This window comes from Nocardioides secundeburneus (assembly GCF_039939255.1).
Classification (GTDB): Bacteria; Actinomycetota; Actinomycetes; order Propionibacteriales; family Nocardioidaceae; genus Nocardioides.
The window spans coordinates 914,066-932,606 of record NZ_JBDUUE010000001.1 but is presented as its reverse complement, the minus strand read 5'-3'; the positions used below and the strand labels follow the sequence as shown (position 1 = coordinate 932,606).

The following is an 18,541-nucleotide window of genomic DNA, read 5'->3' as shown; positions in this document are numbered from 1 at the left end:
CGCTACAGGATCGCGCCGGGCGCGTAGGCCGCCGCCTGCGGGTGCCGCTCGGCCAGTGCCTCGACCTGCCGGACGACGGCCTGGGTCTGCGCGACCGCGGCGCCGGTGAACGTGATCGGGTCGGCGACGAGGCCGGCGAGCTGCGACTCGGTCAGGCCGAGGCGGGGGTCGGCGGCCAGCTTGGCGAACACGTCGTTGTCGGCCTGGCCCTGGCGCATCGCCAGCGCCGTGCCGACGGCGGCCTCCTTGATCGCCTCGTGCGCGGCCTCGCGGCCGACGCCGTTGCGGACGGCGGCCATGAGCACCTTGGTGGTGGCCAGGAACGGCAGGTAGCGGTCGAGCTCGCGCTGGATGACGGCCGGGAACGCGCCGAACTCGTCGAGCACGGTCAGGAAGGTCTGGAACAGCCCGTCGGCGGCGAAGAAGGCGTCGGGCAGCGCGACCCGGCGCACGACCGAGCACGACACGTCACCCTCGTTCCACTGGTCGCCGGCCAGCTCGCCGACCATCGACAGGTAGCCGCGGGTGACGACGGCGAGGCCGTTGACCCGCTCGCACGAGCGGGTGTTCATCTTGTGCGGCATGGCCGACGAGCCGACCTGGCCCTCCTTGAACCCCTCGGTGACGATCTCGTTGCCGGCCATGAGCCGGATCGTCGTGGCCAGGTTCGACGGCGCCGCGACCAGCTGGACGACGGCCGAGAGCACGTCGAAGTCGAGGCTGCGCGGGTAGACCTGGCCGACGCTGGTCAGCACGCGCTCGAAGCCGAGGTGGGCGGCGACCCGCTGCTCGAGCTGGTCGAGCTTGGCGGCGTCGCCGTCGAGGAGGTCGAGCATGTCCTGCGCAGTACCCATCGGGCCCTTGATGCCGCGCAGCGGGTAGCGGGCGAGCAGCTGCTCGATGCGCTCGACGCCGATCAGCAGCTCGTCGGCCACGGTGGCGAACCGCTTGCCGAGCGTGGTGGCCTGCGCGGCGACGTTGTGCGAGCGCCCGGCCATCACCGTGGTCTCGTGCTCGGCGGCGAGCCGGGCCAGGCGGGCGAGCGTGGCGACGGCGCGGTCGCGCAGCAGCTCGAGCGACTGCTTGAGCTGCAGCTGCTCGACGTTCTCGGTGAGGTCGCGCGAGGTCATGCCCTTGTGGATCTGCTCGTGCCCGGCGAGGGCGTTGAGCTCCTCGATGCGCGCCTTCACGTCGTGCCGGGTGACCCGCTCGCGGGCCGCGATGCTGGCCAGGTCGACGGCGTCCTCACCGCGGGCGGCGACCTCCTCGTAGGCCTCCACGGCGCCATCGGGGACGGCGATGCCGAGGTCGCGCTGGGCCTTGAGGACGGCGATCCACAGCTGCCGCTCGAGCACGATCTTGTGCTCGGGCGACCAGATCTCGGCGAGGTCGGCTCCGGCGTAGCGGGTGGCCAGGACGTTGGGCACGGTCACGAGGCGGATTCTCGCAGGTGGCCGCGCGCCGTCCCGACCCGCGCCGTGGAGGCCGGGCGTCAGGCGGGCACCCAGTCGTCCCAGGCCGACCACCACCGGTCGTCGCGGTCGAGCCGGTCGGCGACCTCGGCGGCCGCGGCGAGCACGTGGCCGAGGTCGTCGAGGCTGAGCCGGCCCTCGCTGAGCCGGTCGTGCAGGCGCTCGACGTCCTTCCAGGCCCGCTTGCCGTCGGGCTCGACGACCAGGTCGAGCTCGAGGTCGTCGGTGTCGATGCCGTCGTCGACGCGGGCGTAGGGCCGCTCGAAGTTGACGTACCAGCAGTCGAGGACGCCGTCGGTGAAGAACTTCCACACCGAGTACCAGTCGCCCGGACGACGCAGCTGGAGCACGGTCGCGCCGCTCCAGGCCGCCCGCTCGGCCCACGGGTGGGGCGGCTGGTCGTCGTCGAAGGTGAAGGTGGCGCCGTCGTCGACCTGGACGGCGAGCACCCCGCCGTCGGCCTCGGGGTGGTCGGCGAGCACGGTCACGGGGAGGCGCAGCCAGGCCCGGTCCTTCCAGACCTCGCGCTTGACGATGGCTCGCCCGGGTTCGAAGACGGTCACGGGCGTGCCGTACCCGCGTCGCGGGCGGCTAGGGCGCCCGAAGGGGTGTCAGCCGAACGAGCGCACGACCTCGCCGGTGAACCGGTGGCCGGCGTGGCGCAGGCCGACGACGGCGGCCTCGACCTTCTCGGGCGGCACGACCGGGGCCTTGGCGAGCACCAGTGACCACGTGCCGGCGGTCTCGTCCCAGGTGGCCTCGACGCCGCGGTGGGCCCGCGCGAAGCCGTGCGGGTCGTGCGGCCAGATCGCGACGCGCAGGCCCTCGAGACCGAGGGCCGCGAACGACTGCACCTCGAGCACGACGCGGTCGAGCTCGGTCCACTCCACCGCCAGCCGCAGCCGGCGGTAGCCCTCGAGGCGCAGGCCGCGGGCGTCGAAGACGTAGGCGGCCCCGGTCTCGCGCACCGACAATGGCGAGAAGGTCATGGCCGTCACCGGGGGCGCCTCCGGGTGGGCGTCGTCGCGGAAGCGCCGCGCGGTCACCTCCGACATCCGGCCGGTGCCGAAGGCCAGGACGTTGCGCACCAGGCGCACCGGGAAGAAGCGTGGGGTGCTGATCGGCACCCGTACCTCGGCAGGCAGGTCGCCGCCCGGCTTGCCCGGCTCGTACGGCTGGTAGGGCGGCGGGCTCACGCGCCCAGTGTCTCCGTGCCGGACAGCGGCGAAACCGGCCTCAGACCCCGGCGGCGATGTCGGTGCGGTGCTGGGCGCCCGGGAACGCGACCCGGGCCACGCCGTCGTAGGCCGTCGCGCGCGCCTCGGCGACCGAGCCGCCCGTCGCGACGACGGCGAGCACGCGGCCCCCGGCGGTCACGAGCTCGCCGGACGGCGCGAGGGCGGTACCGGCCTGGACCACGTGGACGTCGTCGAGGGCCTCGGCGTCGTCGACGCCGGTGATCACGTCGCCCGACGACGAGGAGGCCGGGTAGCCGGCCGAGGCGAGGACGACGCCGACCGCGGCGCCGGGCTTGAACACCGGCGGCGGGACGTCGGCCAGCGTGCCGGTCGCGGCGCCGAGCAGCAGCGGCGAGAGCGGGGAGTCGAGCAGCGCGAGGAGCGGCTGGGTCTCGGGGTCGCCGAAGCGGGCGTTGAACTCGATGACGCGCACCCCGCGCGAGGTCAGCGCGAGCCCGGCGTAGAGCAGCCCGGTGAACGGCGTGCCGCGGCGCGCCATCTCGTCGACGGTGGGCTGCAGGACGTCACGCAGCACGTCGACCACGAGCGTGTCGGGTGCCCACGGCAGCGGCGTGTAGGCGCCCATCCCGCCGGTGTTGGGGCCGGCGTCGCCGTCGCCGATGCGCTTGAAGTCCTGGGCGGGCTGCAGGGGGTAGACGGTGGTGCCGTCGGCCTCGCGGTGGCTGCACAGCGCGAAGAGCGAGACCTCGGGCCCGTCGAGGAACTCCTCGACGACGACGCGCTCGCAGCCGGCGGCGTGGGCGAGGGCCTCGTCGCGCGAGTCGGTGACGACGACGCCCTTGCCGGCCGCGAGCCCGTCGTCCTTGACCACGTAGGGGGCGCCGAGCTCGTCGAGGGCGGCGGCGACCTCGGCCGGGGTGGTGCACACGTGGGCGGCGGCGGTGGGCACGCCGGCGGCGGCCATCACCTCCTTGGCGAAGGCCTTGGACCCCTCGAGCCGGGCGGCCGCGCCGGTCGGGCCGAAGACCGGGATGCCCCGGGCGATGACGACGTCGGCGACGCCCGCGACGAGCGGCGCCTCGGGGCCGACGACCACCAGGTCGACGCCGAGGGAGCCCGCGAGCGCGGCGACCTCCTCGCCGTCGAGCGGATCGACGTCGTGCAGCGTGGCGACCGTGGCCGTGCCCGGGTTGCCCGGGGCGGCGTGCACCTCGGTCACGTCGGGATCGAGGGACAGGGCGCGGGCGAGGGCGTGCTCGCGGCCGCCGTTGCCGATGACGAGGACCTTCACGGAGCCTCAGGGTAGTGGTCGCCGCCGGGAGTCGGCGTAGGGTGCGGGTTCGGCAGCCACCGGGGAGGGAAGGACAGCACCGTGCCTGCGCTCCCCCGCACCGGCGACCACTTCGGTCGCTACCGCATCGACCGGCAGATCGGTCGCGGCGGCATGGGCGTCGTCTACGGCGCCACCGACACCTCGATCGGCCGCACGGTCGCGCTCAAGGTCGTCTCGGCCGGGCTGGGCGATGCGGCCCAGACCGCCGAGTTCCACCGCCGCTTCCACCGCGAGGCCTCGGTGCTGGCCAAGCTCGACTCGCCTCACGTCATCGCGATCTACGACTACGGCACCCACGACGGCTGCCCGTTCATCGCCACGCAGTACGTCGGCGGCGGCGACCTCGGCGACCTGCTGCGCGAGCGCGGCCCGATGCCGCCGGCCCTCGCGCTCACCGTGTGCGCCCAGGTCGCCGACGCCCTGCACGACGCCCACCGCGTCGGCGTCGTCCACCGCGACGTCAAGCCCACCAACGTGCTGCTCCGCGACGCCGACGACCCCACGCCCCACGCCTACCTCTGCGACTTCGGCATCGCCCGCACCGAGACCGACGGCATCACCCGGGCCGGCGCCGTCGCCGGCACGTGGAGCTACCTGGCCCCCGAGACCGGCCGCGGCGCCCCGGCCACGCCGGCCTCCGACGTCTACGCCCTCGGCTGCCTGCTCTGGGCCACCCTCACCGGGGCCCCGCCCTACCGCGGCACCGACGTCGAGATCGCCATGGCCCACCAGACGGCGCCCCTGCCTCAGCTGGCCCTCGCCGGCAGCACCGACGAGCTCACCGGCCGCATCGACCACGTGCTGCGACGCTGCCTCGCCAAGGACCCCGCCGAGCGCTACCCCACCGCCGACCACGCCCGCACCGACCTGCTCGCCGCCGCCGGGCTGCGCGGCGGCCCGGCGTCCTTCGGCGCGGCGCAGCGGCCTGACCAGGCGGTGACGATGGCCCAGGTCTCGCTCGGCTCGCTGCCTCCCCGCCTCTCCCCGCCCACCCCGACGCCGGCCCCCGGCGCCGGACGCCGGCGCCGGACGGCGGTCGCGTTCACCGTCGGCTGCGTGGCCGTGCTCGCCGTGGCCGGCGCCGTGTTCGCGATCCCGCGGCTGAGCGACGACACCCCCGAGGCCTCGCCCGGCGGCTCGACCACGCCGACCCCGTCGCCCACCCCCACACCCACGCCCTCCCCCACGCCGTCCGAGCCGCCGCTGCCCACCCGCGTCGACGCGCGCGGCCCGATCACCGGCGACCTCGACCGCGACGGCCTCGGCGACGTGACCATCGGCTTCGACGGCCAGACCACCACCTGGCTCTCCACCGGCACCGCGCTCGTGCAGCAGGACGAGCCCACGCGCAACCCTGTCAGCGACGACGGCTACACCTCCGAGGTCCCGGGCGACTTCGACGGTGACGACCTGCTCGACGTCGTCCAGCTCGTCGTCGACCGCAAGAACGGCGCGCTCACCCTCGCCGGCGACCTCAGCGGCGGCGGCACCGTGAGCGGCTCGATCCCCTACCGCAAGGCGACGCCGTTCGTGTCGTCCGCCGACCTCGACGCCGACGGCGCCGACGACCTCGTCATCGGCTGGGTCGACACCGACAAGCCGCCCATCTCGTTCGTCGGCGTGCCCCTGCTCGACGGCGTCGCGCAGAAGCCGATCGACCTCGTCGACGTGCCCTACACCTACGGCGAGGCGTACTTCGAGGTCGGCGACGTCGACGGCGACCAGCGCGCCGACATCGCCGTCGTCCACGTGGTCGGCGACGAGGGGCTCGCGCGGCGCCAGGACCTCACCATCTGGCGCGGCACCGGCACCGGGGTCAGGCGCGGGCCGCAACGGTCGTTCCCGGGCGAGATCCTCACCGACATCCTCGCCGCCGACGTCGACGGCGACGACGACGTCGAGGTGCTCGCCGCGACCCCGCGCGACGGCACGACCATCGTCGAGGTCCTCGACGTGCGCGACGGCGCGATCACCAAGCCCCGCGTGGCCGGGGCGATCGGCGACACCGGCGACTACGGCAGCGACATCGGCGTCAGCGACGTCGACGGCGACGGACGCGACGACCTCGTCTCGCCGGTGCAGACCGGACGTCGCCAGGTCCGGATCATCGTCGCGGTCTCCGACGGCGAGAAGCTGGTCGCGCGCCCGTTCGCCACGTGGAAGCGCGACTTCGGCGCCGAGAGCCCCTACTTCAGCGTCTCCGACCGGGCGTCGTCGTGAGCGCCCCGCGACCCGGCGACCTCGTCGGCCACTACCGCCTCGACGAGGTCATCGGCCTCGGCGGCATGGGCGTCGTCCACGCCGCGACCGACACCCGGCTCGGGCGCCGCGTCGCGCTCAAGATCGTGCTCGGGCACCACACGACGTCGGCGGAGTTCACCACGCGGTTCCAGCGCGAGGCCGCGGTGCTGGCCCGCCTCGACTCGCCGCACGTCGTCGCGATCTTCGACCACGGCGAGCACGAGGGACAGCCCTACATCGCCATGCAGTACGCCGCCGGCGGCGACCTCGGCGCCTTCCTCAAGCGCCGCGGCGCCATGCCCCCGGCCCTCGCCGCGAGGGTGGCCTCCCAGGTGGCCGACGCGCTCGTGGCCGCCCACGCCGTCGGCGTCGTCCACAGAGACGTGAAGCCGGCCAACGTGCTGCTGCGCGACGAGCGCACCGACCGCCTGCACGTCTACCTGAGCGACTTCGGCGTCGCGCTGACCGAGTCGACCGGGCTCACCTCGCCAGGCGCGATCGCCGGCACCTGGAACTACCTGGCCCCCGAACGGGCGCGCGGCGAGGTCGGCAGCCCGGCCAGCGACGTCTACGCCGTGGGCTGCCTCTTCCACGAGCTGCTCACCGGACGCACGCCCTACACGGGCAGCGACGTCGAGGTCGCGATGCAGCACGTCGGCTCGCCGGTGCCGCAGCTGCCCGGCGACGACGGCACCACCCGCGGGGTCAACCGCGTGCTCGCCCGCTCGATGGCCAAGGACGCCGCCGCGCGCTACCCGTCGGCGGCCGCGCTGCGCGACGACCTGCGCGAGCTGGCCGGCACCCTGTCGGGCGCCACGCCGCTGCCGGGCGGGCCGCCGCTCGTCGGTCCGCGACCGCCGTCGCCCCCCTCGCACCCCTCGTCACCTTCTCACCCCTCCCACCCGTCGCTGCCGCAGACGCTGCCCGCGCCGTCGCCGTCGCCGCCGCGACGCCGACGCCGCGGCGTGGTCGTCGGCGCGGTGCTCGCCGTCGTGGCCGTCGTCGGGGTGGCCACCACGATCGCCGTCGTGGCCGGCGCGGGCGACGACCCCGGCCCGGGCACGACCGGGCCGTCGACGTCGACGACCTCCTCCGGGTCGCCGTCCACCCCGGTCACCTCGGCCCCGCCGGCCGCGGTCGACGCGGTGGCCAACGACCTCGACGGCGACGGCCGCTTCGACGCGATCTGGTCGAGCTACGACCGCACCTACATCGCCCGGTCGACGGCGTCCGGCTGGGCCGCGGTCGAGCGCCGTCCGATCGCCGGTCGCAACATCGTGGCCGGCGACGTCACGGGCGACGGACGCGCCGACATCGTCGAGTTCTCGAGCGAGCCGCCCACCGTCGTCGTCACGGTGCACGACGCGGGCACGACCGCCCTGCCGCCGACGCCGGTGTCCACCCCGCGCTCGATCGAGGACATCGACACCGACTACGTGCTCGCCGACGTCGACGGCGACGACGTCGACGACATCGTCATCGCCACCGCCCCGAACCTGCGCACCACCGAGCTGACGGTGCTCATCAGCCGGGGCGACGGCACCTTCGACGAACCGCGGCGCTGGTTCCGGGGCAGGCTCGACCCGCGCCAGGCCGGGTGGGCGGTCGGCGACCTCGACGGCGACGGCGCCGACGACCTGATGCACCACGCCACGCTCGACCAGGGCTACACGGTGCGCCAGGGCCGGGTCCTGCTCTCCTCGGGCACCTCCGACGGCACGTTCACGCTCGCCGGGAAGCCGCTGGACGTGCCCGAGGAGATCGACGGCATCTACTTCAGCCTCGAACGACTCGACCTCGGCGACGTCGACGGCGACGGCCGCCTCGAGGTCGTCGGGCTCGCGCCCTACCAACCCGACGCCGTCGTGTGGGAGTACACCGACGGCCGCTTCGACTCCGGCCGGTTCTGGACCGACCAGGAGAACGACTACGACCGGCCCGACTACGGCAAGGGCTCGTACGTGACCCTCGGCGACGTCAACGGCGACGGCCTGGCCGACATGATCACGCTCTCCGCCGACGACGGCCTCCGCGCCTACCGGTCGTCCGGCACGTCGTTCGAGCTCGCCCCCGGCTGGCGGGCCAAGCTGAAGCCCGACGTCACCGTGTTCGTCGACCGCGTCAGCCTGGGCATCTACTGACCGGACATCGCTGGTCGAGCCGCCACGAGTCGCGTTAGCGGGTCGACCGGCTCGATCATCGATGCCTAGATCAGCTCGTGCCGCACGATCGTGGCCGCACGCGACGGCCCGACGCCGACGACGCTGATGCGCGCACCGGACATCTTCTCGACGGCCTCGACGTAGGCCTTGGCGTTGGCCGGCAGGTCGTCCCAGGTGCGGCACTCGGAGATGTCCTCCCACCAGCCGGGGAGGTACTCGTAGATCGGCACGGCGTGGTGGAAGTCGGACTGGTTGACCGGCATCTCGTCGTGACGCACGCCGCCGACGTCGTAGGCCACGCACACCGGCACCTGCTCGAGGCCGGTGAGCACGTCGAGCTTGGTGAGCACGAAGTCGGTGACACCGTTGACGCGCGCGGCGTAGCGGGCGATGACGGCGTCGTACCAGCCGCACCGGCGCGGGCGCCCGGTGGTGGTGCCGTACTCGGCGCCGGTCTTGCGCAGGTGCTCGCCGCTGTCGTCGAAGAGCTCGGTGGGGAACGGTCCCTCACCGACGCGGGTGGTGTAGGCCTTGACGATCGCGATCACCTGGTCGAGCCGCATCGGCGGGATGCCCGACCCGGTGCAGGCGCCGGCGGCCGTGCACGACGACGACGTCACGAACGGGTACGTGCCGTGGTCGACGTCGAGCAGGGTGGCCTGACCGGCCTCGAGGAGGACGATGTCGCCGGCGTCGAGGGCCTGGTTGAGGTAGAGGCCGGTGTCGGCGACCATCGGCGCGAGCCGCTCGGCGTAGGAGAGCAGCTCCTCGACGATCTCGTCGACGCCGGGCGCGCGGCGGTTGTAGATCTTGGTGAGCACCTGACCCTTGAGGTCGAGCGCCCCCTCCACCTTCTGCCGCAGGATCGACTCGTCGAACAGGTCCTGCACGCGGATGCCGATGCGGTTCATCTTGTCGGCGTAGGTGGGGCCGATGCCGCGACCGGTCGTGCCCAGCTTGCGGGAGCCGAGGAACCGCTCGGTCACCTTGTCGACGGCCTTGTTGTAGCTCGGGATGACGTGCGCGCTGGCGCTCACCTTGAGCCGGCTGACGTCGACGCCGCGGGCGGTGAGGTCGTCGAGCTCCTTGAACAGCACCTCGACGTCGATGACGACGCCGTTGCCGATCACCGGGGTCACGTTGGGGCTGAGGATGCCGCTGGGCAGCAGGTGCAGGGCGTACTTCTCGTCCTCGATGACGACGGTGTGGCCGGCGTTGTTGCCGCCGTTGAACTTCACGACGACGTCGACCCGGCTGCCGAGCAGGTCGGTCGCCTTGCCCTTGCCCTCGTCGCCCCACTGGGCACCGATGATCGCGATGGCGGGCATGTTCTCTCCTCGACATAGCCGAAGCCCCGGCAACAGCGGCCGGGGCTCTTGCGGCCTCACGCTAGCAGGGCCCGACCGCCGCCCCGACGGCCCGCGACCACAACCGGCATGATGGACGCCATGGCCGACCCGCTCCTCGTGATCACCAACTCCGGGGCGGGCACCGCCGACGAGGAGAACCTCGAGCGGGCGCTCGCCGTCCTGCGACCACACGCCTCGGTCGAAGTCGAGGCGACCTCCGAGCCGGGCGAGCTCGACGGCGTCCTGCACCGGGCCGGGTCGCGCACGATCGTGGTCGCCGGCGGCGACGGGTCGCTGCACGCCGTCGTGTCGCAGCTGCACAAGCGCAACGAGCTCGGCGACGCCACGCTCGGCCTGCTGCCGCTCGGCACCGGCAACGACTTCGCCCGGGCGCTCGGCATCCCGCTCGACGTCGCCGACGCCGCCCGCGTGCTGCTCGACGGCCGCCCGCGACGCCTCGACCTGCTCGTCGACGAGACCGGCCAGGTCGTCGTCAACAACGTGCACGTCGGCGCCGGGGCCGCCGCCAGTCGGCGCGCCGACCGGTGGAAGGGCCGCCTCGGCAAGGTCGGCGTCGGCAAGGTCAACCTCGGCAAGCTCGGCTACCCCATCGGCGCCCTCATGACGGCCTACCACCCGCCGGTCATCCGGCTGCGCGTCGAGGTCGACGGCGAGGTGGTCGTCGACGTCGACGAGCAGGTGCTGATGGTCGCGGTCGGCAACGGCACCTCCGTCGGCGGCGGCACCGAGCTCACGCCCGACGCCGACCCCGGCGACGGCCGGGCCGACGTGATGATCTCGCGGGCCACCGGCCCGATCGCGCGGCTGGTCTACGCCGCCCGGCTCGGCCTGGCCTCCCACCGCGACCTCGAGGAGGTCGACTACCTGCGCGGCTCGCAGGTCTCGGTGAGCGGCGAGGAGTTCTGGATCTCCGCCGACGGCGAGATCGACGGGCCCGAGCGCCGTCGCACCTGGACGCTGCAGCCGTCGGCCTACGCGATGGTGCTGCCCGAGACCCGGTAGCCGCTCGATAGCGTGGCGCCATGAGCACCGAGCCCGAGACCGCCGACGACCTCTCGCAAGAGGCGGTCCGTCGCGAGAAGCGGGAGCGCCTCCTCACCGAGGGGCACGAGCCCTACCCCGTGGGCGTGGCCCGCACGCACTCGCTGGCCGAGGTCCGCGACGGCTGGGAGGAGCGGCTCGAGACCGGCGAGGAGACCCAGGACGTCGTCGGCATCGCCGGCCGCGTCGTGTTCGTCCGCAACACCGGCAAGCTCTGCTTCGCCACGCTGCAGGAGGGCATCGGCACCCGCCTTCAGGTGATGCTCTCGCTGGCCGAGGTCGGCGAGGAGTCCCTCGAGTCGTGGAAGCGACTGGTCGACCTCGGCGACCACGTGTTCGTCGAGGGCCGCGTCATCAGGTCACGCCGCGGCGAGCTGTCGGTCATGGCCTCGGGCTGGCAGATGGCCTCCAAGGCGCTGCGCCCGCTGCCCGTGCTGCACAAGGACCTCTCCGAGGAGACGCGCGTCCGGCAGCGCTACGCCGACCTGATCGTGCGCCAGGAGGCGCGCGACATGGTGCGCACCCGGGCCGCGATCACGCGCGCCGTCCGCACGACGCTCGAGCAGCAGGACTACCTCGAGGTCGAGACACCGGTCCTCCAGCTCATCCACGGCGGCGCCAACGCCCGGCCGTTCCACACCCACCACAACGCCTTCGACCAGCAGATGACGCTGCGCATCGCGCTCGAGCTCAACCTCAAGAAGGCCGTGGTCGGCGGCGTCGACAAGGTCTACGAGCTCGGGCGGATCTTCCGCAACGAGGGCGTCGACTCCACGCACTCGCCCGAGTTCACGATGCTCGAGGTCTACCAGGCGTGGGGCGACCAGTTCACGATGGCCAGGCTGATGCAGGACATGTTCCTGGCCGCCGCCGACGCCGTCGGCTCGCGCCAGGTCGAGACGCCCGCGGGCGTCGTCGACCTCGACGGCGAGTGGACCTGGCTGCCGGTCTACGAGGGCGTCTCGGCCGCCGTCGGCGAGGAGGTGACGCTCGAGACCCCCGCCGAGCGGCTGCGCGAGCTGTTCGAGCGCCACGACCTCGAGCTCGACCCCGCCTGGGGCGCCGAGAAGCTCGTGCTCGAGCTGCTCTCCGAGCTCGTCGAGCCGACGCTGCTGCAGCCGACGTTCCTGTGCGACTACCCGCCGTCGGCCCAGCCGCTGGCCCGCCCGCACCGCTCGAAGCCCGGGCTGATCGAGGCGTGGGACCTCATCATCGGTGGCGTCGAGCGCGGCACCGCGTTCTCCGAGCTGGTCGACCCCGTCGTCCAGCGCGAGGTGCTCGAGGCGCAGTCGCTGCTGGCCGCCGGGGGCGACCCCGAGGCCATGCAGGTCGACGAGGACTTCCTGCGCGCGCTCGAGTACGGCGCGCCGCCGATGGGCGGCCTCGGCCTCGGGCTCGACCGGATGATCATGCTGTTCACCGGCGTCGGCATCCGCGAGACCATCCTCTTCCCGCACCTGCGGCGCGAGACGCGCTGACGCCGCCTGCTCCGACAGAGCAGGCGGCCCCGGCGCGGCGGCTCAGTTGCTGACGAGCGCGACCGTGCGGTCGCCCAGCGGCTGCACGGGTCGGTTGTTGTCGACGTAGACCGACTCCAGCGCCTCGACCTGCGCCTGGCTGAGCTCGACGGGATGGTCGAGGACCAGCCACGTCACCTGCTCGCTGCACGGCGGCGTGGTGAGGCTGCCGTCGTAGGCCCAGTGCTCCAGGGCACCGGCGCTCGTGGGCAGCAGACCGGCGAGGTCGAGGGTCGAGGGCACGTCCATCGACGACGGGGTCGAGGCGGCCGTGACGAACGGCGCCCAGGCGGGGTTGTCGGACCCGCCCTCGCGCACCAGGACGCCGAGCACAGCCAGGTTGCCGTCGGCGTCGGCGTGCACGAAGTGGAACTCGACCGGCGACGCCACGCCATCGACGGTGTGCTCGGACGGCGCGTGGAAGTGGAACTGCAGCAGCTCGTAGTCGACCCCGTCGAGCTCGAGGTGGTCGTCGAGGTCGTCGTCGTCGGGCGAGTCGACCTCGTCGTTGACCAGCTGGATCGCATGGCCGTTGTTGACCAGGTGGTCGTCGATCTCGCCGTAGTCGAGCTCGATCTCCTGGCCCGGCTCGGACGCCGTGGGCCGACCCGCGTGCAGGTCGATCGGCGACTGCTCGACGCCCTGGGCGCACTCAGCGTAGTCGGCGCTGAGCTCGCCCCACCGGTCGGGGCCGATGTCGCCCTCGTAGCCCCAGTGCACCTCGGTGCCGGTCAGCGGCGGCGGCTCCTCGGTCGGCGACCCGTCAGCGCCCGGCGCCGACGACGAGCCGGAGCTCGAGGCGGGCGGCGTCTCCGCCGCGGTGTCGTCGTCGTTCTCCTGGCCGCACCCGGCGGCCACCACGCTCAGCAGGGCCACGGTGAGAGCCATTCCCGAAATCTTCACGTCGGGATGTTAGTTGACCAAGTCAAGCAGTTGGTGAACGGGTGACGACCTTTGGACGGCGTCGGTGTCGGTGTCGGTGTCGGTGTCGGCGTCAGCCCAGCAGCTCGGCGTAGGCCGTCGGGCTGGAGTCGCGCAGGAACTCCGAGCAGCGCTCCCACTCGTCGTCCTCGCCGATGGCGCGCGCGGCCTTGGCCAGCAGCGACAGGCACACCAGGAAGCCGCGGTTGGGCTCGTGCTCCCACGGCACCGGGCCGTGGCCCTTCCAGCCGTTGCGGCGCAGCAGGTCGAGCGAGCGGTGGTAGCCGACGCGGGCGTAGGCGTAGACGGTCACGGGGTCGGCGTCGGCCGCGACGGACTCCGAGGCCAGGGCGGCCCAGGCGACCGGCGAGGCCGGGAAGGCGCGGACGGCGTCGACCGGCGACGTGCCGCTCGACAGCGCGTCGGTGGCCGGGTCGGCGGGCAGGTGGGTCGGCGGCGGGCCGGCCATGAGGTCTCCGAACGAGGACATGACCCCATTCTCACCGGCGTGGGCCGTGACCCCTTCACGGGGCCACGCCTCCCGCACGGAGGGGGACGACGCCGGGGGTCGGCCCTCGGCTCAGCGGAACAGCTCGCGGGGCTGCCGGCACACCGTGCCGTCGGGCGGCAGCGTGCGGTCGACGAGGTAGTCGGCCATGACGGAGGTGATGCACCGCCCGCCGCCGAGCGCGCCGTGGCCCCACCCGTCGTAGGTGACGAGCACCGAGTCGTCGAAGCGGGTGTTGAGCCGCCGCGCGCCGCTGATCGGGGTGGCCGGGTCGTGGGTGTTGCCGACGACCAGCAAGGGGTACGACGTGCGCGTGCCGGCCCACGGACCGCGGAAGCTGTCGTCGCCCGAGCCGATGCCCTGCCGCGCGCACGGCGAGCTCGCCCAGGTCCAGACCCGTCCGAACCACGGGCTCTGGCGGTCGGCGATCTTGGAGGCCTGCTCCCACCGCGCGGGCGAGCGCGGGTTGCGGCCGTCGCTGCACAGCACCGCGGGGAACTGGACGTCGAGGCGCCGCGCGGGGCGGGGCGCCTGCGGGGCGGTGTAGAGACCGCGCTCGCGCAGCGCGTCGCGGGACGCCACGACGCGGCGGTAGGCCTCGGTGGCCGGCACCCGGACCTTGCGTGCGCGCTCGGTACCGCCGGCACCGCCGGTGCGGCCGCGGGCCGCCGTCGAGACGATGACCTCGTCGATGAGGCCGATCAGCTCGAACAGGAACGGGATCATCCGGCGGTCGTAGAGGGTGCCGAGCGCGAGGCCCACGATGTCCTGGTAGGTGAGCTCGACGTCCTCGATCGCGAGCCGGCCCGCACGCGCCGCCGCGACGACGCGCTTCCAGGCGCCGAGCGCGTTCGGGGCGATCGCGCACCGTCGCGGGCCCACCCGGTCGCACTCGGTGAGTGCGGAGGTGAGGGCCTCGTAGGCGCCGTAGCCGCTGCGCAGGCGGGTGGTTTGCGGCGTCGACGCCGCGCGCGACCGGTTGCCGGTCGACCAGGCGACGGGGTCGAGGACGCCGTCGACGACCAGCGCCCGCACGCGCGAGGGGAACAGGGCGGCGTAGGTGGCCCCGAGGTAGCTGCCGTAGGAGATGCCGTAGTAGGTCAGCTGCGACTCACCGAGCGCGCGCCGCACGAGGTCCATGTCGCGGGCGACGTCGGCGGTGGAGGCGTGCCCGAGCAGCCGCGAGCCCCGCGACGCGCACGAGCGGCGCAGCGCGTCGTCGGTCTTGATCCACGCCTTCACCTGGGCCGCGCCGAGCGGGAAGCCGAGCGGGGAGGGGCGCGCCGTCGTCCGGCACGTCACCCGACCGCTGCGGCCGGTGCCACGCGGGTCGACCCCGACGACGTCGAAGCCGGCGCCGACGCGGGGACCGAGCAGGCTGGCGGCGGTGGTGACGAACGAGGCGGAGGGACCGCCCGGCCCGCCGGGATTGACGAACAGGCTGCCGACGCGGCGGGGCCCGGAGGCCTTCAACCGGGCGATGCGCAGCGGTGTGGTGGCGCCGTCGGGGCGGTCGTAGTCGAGCGGCACCCGCACGACGGCGCACTGGAGCCGACCGCGGGGGGCCCCGGCGCGCAGCCCCGCGCCGCAGCGCCGCCACGACAGTCGCGGCGTCGCGACGCGGTCGACCTGGCGCTCGTCGGCGGTCCGTCGGTCGGACGACGACGCCGCCGCGCGGGCGCTCGCGGCATCGTCGGCACTCGACGGCGCGGAGGTGAGGAGCCCACCGACCAGCGCGGCGATCGTCGCCGCGACGATCGTGCGGGTGGGCAGACGACGGTGGCCCGGCCGGCGCCGTGGCGCCGCCGGGCTCGTGGCCGAGCCCATCAGCCCAGCGACTTGCCGGCGGCGCGCAGGTCGGTGCACGCCTCGACGATGCGCGCGGCCATGCCGGCCTCGGCGGCCTTGCCCCAGGCGCGCGGGTCGTAGGTCTTCTTGTTGCCGACCTCGCCGTCGACCTTGAGGACGCCGTCGTAGTTGGCAAGCATGTGACCCGCGACCGGGCGGGTGAAGGCGTACTGGGTGTCGGTGTCGACGTTCATCTTCACGACGCCGTAGTCGACGGCCGCGCCGATGTCCTCGGCCGACGAGCCCGAGCCGCCGTGGAAGACGAGGTGGAACGGCTTGCTGCCCGGCTCGAGGCCGAACTCGCCGACGACGGCCTCCTGGGCCTCCTTGAGCACCTCGGGGCGCAGCTTGACGTTGCCCGGCTTGTAGACGCCGTGCACGTTGCCGAAGGTCAGCGCGGTCATGTAGTAGCCGCGGTCGCCGTGGCCGAGGGCCTTCGCGGTGGCGATGGCGTCGTCGGTGGTCGAGTAGAGCTTGTCGTTGATGGCGTTCTCGACGCCGTCCTCCTCGCCGCCGACGACGCCGACCTCGATCTCGAGGATGATCTTCGCGGCGATGCACTTCTCGAGCAGCTCGGCGGCGATCGAGAGGTTCTCGTCGAGCGGCACGGCCGAGCCGTCCCACATGTGCGACTGGAACAGCGGCGCCTGACCGGCCTTCACGCGCTCGATCGAGAGGTCGAGCAGGGGTCGGACGAAGCCGTCGAGCTTGTCCTTCGGGCAGTGGTCGGTGTGCAGCGCGATGTTGACCGGGTAGTTCTTGGCGACCTCGGCGGCGTAGGCGGCGAAGGCCACCGATCCCGAGACCATGTTCTTCACGCTCGGGCCGGACAGGTACTCCGCGCCGCCGGTGGAGACCTGGATGATCCCGTCGGAGCCTGCGTCGGCGAAACCCTTGAGGGCCGCGTTCAGGGTCTGCGACGACGACACGTTGATGGCCGGGAAGGCGTAGGCACCGCTCTTCGCGGCGTCGAGCATCTCGGCGTACTTCTCCGGGGTGGCGATAGGCATGGCGCCAACCTAACCACTACCCGCGCGTAGCCTCACCCCATGCGCCGAAGCCGGACCCTCCACGCCACCCGGCGCTCGTCCACCGTCGCGCTCGCCCCCGACGCCGCGTGGGACGTCGTCGCGTCGGGCGAGGCCGGGCCGCAGTGGTACGTCGACGCGGCCCCGTTCGTGTTCCGGCGCTTCGTCGACCGGCTCGCCCTCGGGCCCGCGCTCCGCCGCGAGCCGCCGGGGCGGCCGCGCCTGGCGACCGGCGACCGGGTCGGCTTCTGGCGCGTGGTCGAGGCCGACCACCGCGCCCGCCGGCTGGAGCTCGAGGCCGAGGTGCGCGCGCCCGGGACGGTGCGGCTAATGGCCACCGCGACGCCGTCGACCGACGAGGGCACCGAGGTCGGCCTGGAGGTCTCGTTCGCCCCCCGTGGCCTGCTCGGTCGCGCCTACCTGCTCACCGACCTGCCCGCGCGCGAGGCCCTCACCGAGCTGGTGCTCCTGCACGTGCTCACCGTTCTCCGACGCCGTGACAACCCCTGGACCTCGGCCTCCGTAGACCAGGTGTGAACGACACCGACCTCTTCGCGGCCCTGAACCGGGCCATCGGCACCGGGCCGGCCATCGCGCCGCCCGAGCACCGGGTCACGGCCGGACGCCGCGCGCTGCTCCGCCTGCGCCTGATCACCGCCGCGGGTGCGCTCGCCGTCCTCGTCGCCGCGGGCGGCACCTTGCTCGCCGTCACCGGCGACGACGGCGGCCCCAGCACCGCGCCGGTCGCCACCGACGGCACGACCCCGACCCCCACGCCCAGCACGAGCCCGAGCCCCACCCCGAGCGAGGCCCCCGAGTCGGCCCGACCGGCCGACGGCGCCGACCTGGAGCTGACCGCCGACGGCGAGCTGCTGGTCGCCGAGGGCGTCGAGGTGCTGCAGCGGATCGACAATCCGCTGGGCCTGGAGGCACCCGACCGGTCCGTCGCGGTGGCCTACACGCGCGACGGGGCCGAGACGTGGGCGCTGCTCGACCACGTGCGGGGCGCGGGTGGCTCGTCGTCCGGGGGCACGTCGTCCGACCCGGCCCGCAAGGCCTTCGCGACGCTCGAGCAGTGGATCGCCGACCAGGTCGCGATCCGCGAGGACACGCCGACCTCGACCTACGTCGCCTTCGCCGGCGGCGGGGAGCGCCTGCGGCCGCGGCCCGGCGTCACGATGCTGGCCCAGACCTCCGACGTCGACCTGCCGGACTTCGCCGGCCCCGGCGACGACACCGCGGCCGCGATGGTGCGCGACCCCGACGGCGTCCGCTGGTTCGTGCTGGCCCGGCGGACCGGTGGCGCACCCGCCGACTACCTCACGGTGGCCGGCGAGGTGGGCGGCCCCGACCTCGCGGCCTTCCTCGACTACGCCGCCGAGCAGTACGGCAGCGGCGAGGGCGTGCGATGAGACAGGCCCGGCGCGACGAGGAGTTCACCGCGTTCGTCGCCGCCCGCCAGACCCACCTGCGCCGGGTCGCCTACGCCGTGTGCGGCGACTGGCACCGCGCCGACGACGTCCTGCAGACCTCGCTGGCCAAGCTGTACGTCGCCTGGCCGCGCCTGCACCGCGACGGTCGCGAGGAGGCCTACGTGCGCCGGATCATCGTGCGCACCAACGTCGACGAGCACCGTCGTCCCTGGCGGCGCGAGCACGCCGGCCTCGACGGGCACGACGCCCCGACCCGCGAGGGTCTCGCGCTCGAGGAGCGCGACGCGCTGCTCGAGGCGCTGCGCGCGCTGCCCGAGATGCAGCGCAAGACCGTGCTGCTGCGGCACTGGCTCGGGCTGTCGGTCGAGGAGACCGCCGACGACCTCGGCATCAACCCCGGCACCGTGAAGAGCCACACCTCCCGGGGCGTGGCCGCGCTGCGTGCCGCGCTGAGCACCACGAGCTGAT

16 protein-coding genes are annotated in these 18,541 nt (G+C 73.8%); 7 read left to right on the top strand and 9 right to left on the bottom strand.

The annotated features are described in order from the left end of the window. Positions 1-2 precede the first annotated feature (2 nt). The 4 genes from purB to purD are packed head-to-tail and all read right to left on the bottom strand — an operon-like array spanning position 3 to position 3,962. Positions 3-1,433: an adenylosuccinate lyase gene (gene purB, locus ABFT23_RS04230; RefSeq protein WP_347892823.1), complete on the bottom strand. Its 1,431-nt coding sequence runs from the start codon at positions 1,431-1,433 to the stop codon at positions 3-5. A gap of 59 nt (positions 1,434-1,492) precedes the next feature. Further along, the gene (locus ABFT23_RS04225; protein WP_347892822.1) at positions 1,493-2,035 is read right to left on the bottom strand and encodes a DUF402 domain-containing protein; all 543 of its coding nucleotides are present in this window, start codon (positions 2,033-2,035) and stop codon (positions 1,493-1,495) included. 48 nt (positions 2,036-2,083) lie between these two features. Then, complete coding sequence (locus ABFT23_RS04220; RefSeq protein ID WP_347892821.1) at positions 2,084-2,668, bottom strand: hypothetical protein; 585 nt, start codon at positions 2,666-2,668, stop codon at positions 2,084-2,086. A 40-nt stretch (positions 2,669-2,708) separates the two neighbouring features. Next, on the bottom strand, positions 2,709-3,962 hold the full coding sequence (gene purD / locus ABFT23_RS04215) for a phosphoribosylamine--glycine ligase (RefSeq protein ID WP_347892820.1): 1,254 nt from the start codon (positions 3,960-3,962) through the stop codon (positions 2,709-2,711). Positions 3,963-4,043: 81 nt separating this feature from the next. Between purD and ABFT23_RS04210 the strand changes: the two genes are divergently transcribed. Then, a complete protein-coding gene (locus tag ABFT23_RS04210; protein ID WP_347892818.1) occupies positions 4,044-6,224 on the top strand; it encodes a serine/threonine-protein kinase in 2,181 nt (726 codons plus the stop codon). Next, positions 6,221-8,386: a protein kinase domain-containing protein gene (locus tag ABFT23_RS04205; protein ID WP_347892817.1), complete on the top strand. Its 2,166-nt coding sequence runs from the start codon at positions 6,221-6,223 to the stop codon at positions 8,384-8,386. The genes ABFT23_RS04210 and ABFT23_RS04205 overlap by 4 nt, the downstream gene beginning before the upstream one ends. A 65-nt stretch (positions 8,387-8,451) precedes the next feature. On the opposite strand, the gene ABFT23_RS04200 is transcribed toward ABFT23_RS04205, so the two are convergent. Beyond that, complete coding sequence (locus ABFT23_RS04200) at positions 8,452-9,735, bottom strand: adenylosuccinate synthase (RefSeq protein ID WP_347892816.1); 1,284 nt, start codon at positions 9,733-9,735, stop codon at positions 8,452-8,454. A 120-nt stretch (positions 9,736-9,855) separates the two neighbouring features. On the opposite strand from ABFT23_RS04200, the gene ABFT23_RS04195 reads away from it, so the two are divergent. Both ABFT23_RS04195 and lysS read left to right on the top strand, forming a co-directional pair. Continuing rightward, on the top strand, positions 9,856-10,779 hold the full coding sequence (locus ABFT23_RS04195; RefSeq protein WP_347892814.1) for a diacylglycerol/lipid kinase family protein: 924 nt from the start codon (positions 9,856-9,858) through the stop codon (positions 10,777-10,779). A 20-nt stretch (positions 10,780-10,799) separates the two neighbouring features. Next, positions 10,800-12,296, top strand: coding sequence for a lysine--tRNA ligase (gene lysS / locus ABFT23_RS04190; RefSeq protein WP_347892813.1), 1,497 nt, complete (start codon positions 10,800-10,802; stop codon positions 12,294-12,296). 42 nt (positions 12,297-12,338) lie between these two features. Here lysS and ABFT23_RS04185 read toward each other — a convergent pair whose 3' ends face one another. The 4 genes from ABFT23_RS04185 to fbaA all read right to left on the bottom strand — a co-directional run bounded on the left by ABFT23_RS04185 (position 12,339) and on the right by fbaA (position 16,622). Then, entirely contained in the window at positions 12,339-13,238 is a 900-nt protein-coding gene (locus ABFT23_RS04185; protein ID WP_347892811.1) for a carbonic anhydrase, read from the bottom strand. A gap of 91 nt (positions 13,239-13,329) precedes the next feature. After that, a complete protein-coding gene (locus tag ABFT23_RS04180) occupies positions 13,330-13,746 on the bottom strand; it encodes a DUF3151 domain-containing protein (protein ID WP_347892809.1) in 417 nt (138 codons plus the stop codon). A 90-nt stretch (positions 13,747-13,836) separates the two neighbouring features. After that, positions 13,837-15,591: an alpha/beta hydrolase gene (locus ABFT23_RS04175; protein ID WP_347892808.1), complete on the bottom strand. Its 1,755-nt coding sequence runs from the start codon at positions 15,589-15,591 to the stop codon at positions 13,837-13,839. Further along, entirely contained in the window at positions 15,591-16,622 is a 1,032-nt protein-coding gene (gene fbaA / locus ABFT23_RS04170; protein WP_347892806.1) for a class II fructose-bisphosphate aldolase, read from the bottom strand. The genes ABFT23_RS04175 and fbaA overlap by 1 nt, the downstream gene beginning before the upstream one ends. A 39-nt stretch (positions 16,623-16,661) precedes the next feature. Between fbaA and ABFT23_RS04165 the strand changes: the two genes are divergently transcribed. The 3 genes from ABFT23_RS04165 to ABFT23_RS04155 are packed head-to-tail and all read left to right on the top strand — an operon-like array spanning position 16,662 to position 18,540. Beyond that, entirely contained in the window at positions 16,662-17,177 is a 516-nt protein-coding gene (locus ABFT23_RS04165; protein ID WP_347892804.1) for a DUF2867 domain-containing protein, read from the top strand. After that, a complete protein-coding gene (locus ABFT23_RS04160) occupies positions 17,174-18,052 on the top strand; it encodes a hypothetical protein (RefSeq protein ID WP_347892802.1) in 879 nt (292 codons plus the stop codon). The genes ABFT23_RS04165 and ABFT23_RS04160 overlap by 4 nt, the downstream gene beginning before the upstream one ends. Continuing rightward, positions 18,049-18,540 (top strand): SigE family RNA polymerase sigma factor, encoded by a 492-nt coding sequence (locus ABFT23_RS04155; RefSeq protein ID WP_347892801.1) that lies wholly within the window; start codon positions 18,049-18,051, stop codon positions 18,538-18,540. The genes ABFT23_RS04160 and ABFT23_RS04155 overlap by 4 nt, the downstream gene beginning before the upstream one ends. Position 18,541 lies beyond the last annotated feature (1 nt).

Bases quoted from the DNA above. Each gene is read 5' to 3' on its own strand.
- ABFT23_RS04200 (WP_347892816.1), bottom strand. From the start codon at position 9,735: ATGCCCGCCATCGCGATCATCGGTGCCCAGTGGGGCGACGAGGGCAAG.
- ABFT23_RS04195 (WP_347892814.1), top strand. From the start codon at position 9,856: ATGGCCGACCCGCTCCTCGTGATCACCAACTCCGGGGCGGGCACCGCC.
- lysS (WP_347892813.1), top strand. From the start codon at position 10,800: ATGAGCACCGAGCCCGAGACCGCCGACGACCTCTCGCAAGAGGCGGTC.
- ABFT23_RS04180 (WP_347892809.1), bottom strand. From the start codon at position 13,746: ATGTCCTCGTTCGGAGACCTCATGGCCGGCCCGCCGCCGACCCACCTG.
- ABFT23_RS04175 (WP_347892808.1), bottom strand. From the start codon at position 15,591: ATGGGCTCGGCCACGAGCCCGGCGGCGCCACGGCGCCGGCCGGGCCAC.
- fbaA (WP_347892806.1), bottom strand. From the start codon at position 16,622: ATGCCTATCGCCACCCCGGAGAAGTACGCCGAGATGCTCGACGCCGCG.
- ABFT23_RS04165 (WP_347892804.1), top strand. From the start codon at position 16,662: ATGCGCCGAAGCCGGACCCTCCACGCCACCCGGCGCTCGTCCACCGTC.
- ABFT23_RS04155 (WP_347892801.1), top strand. From the start codon at position 18,049: ATGAGACAGGCCCGGCGCGACGAGGAGTTCACCGCGTTCGTCGCCGCC.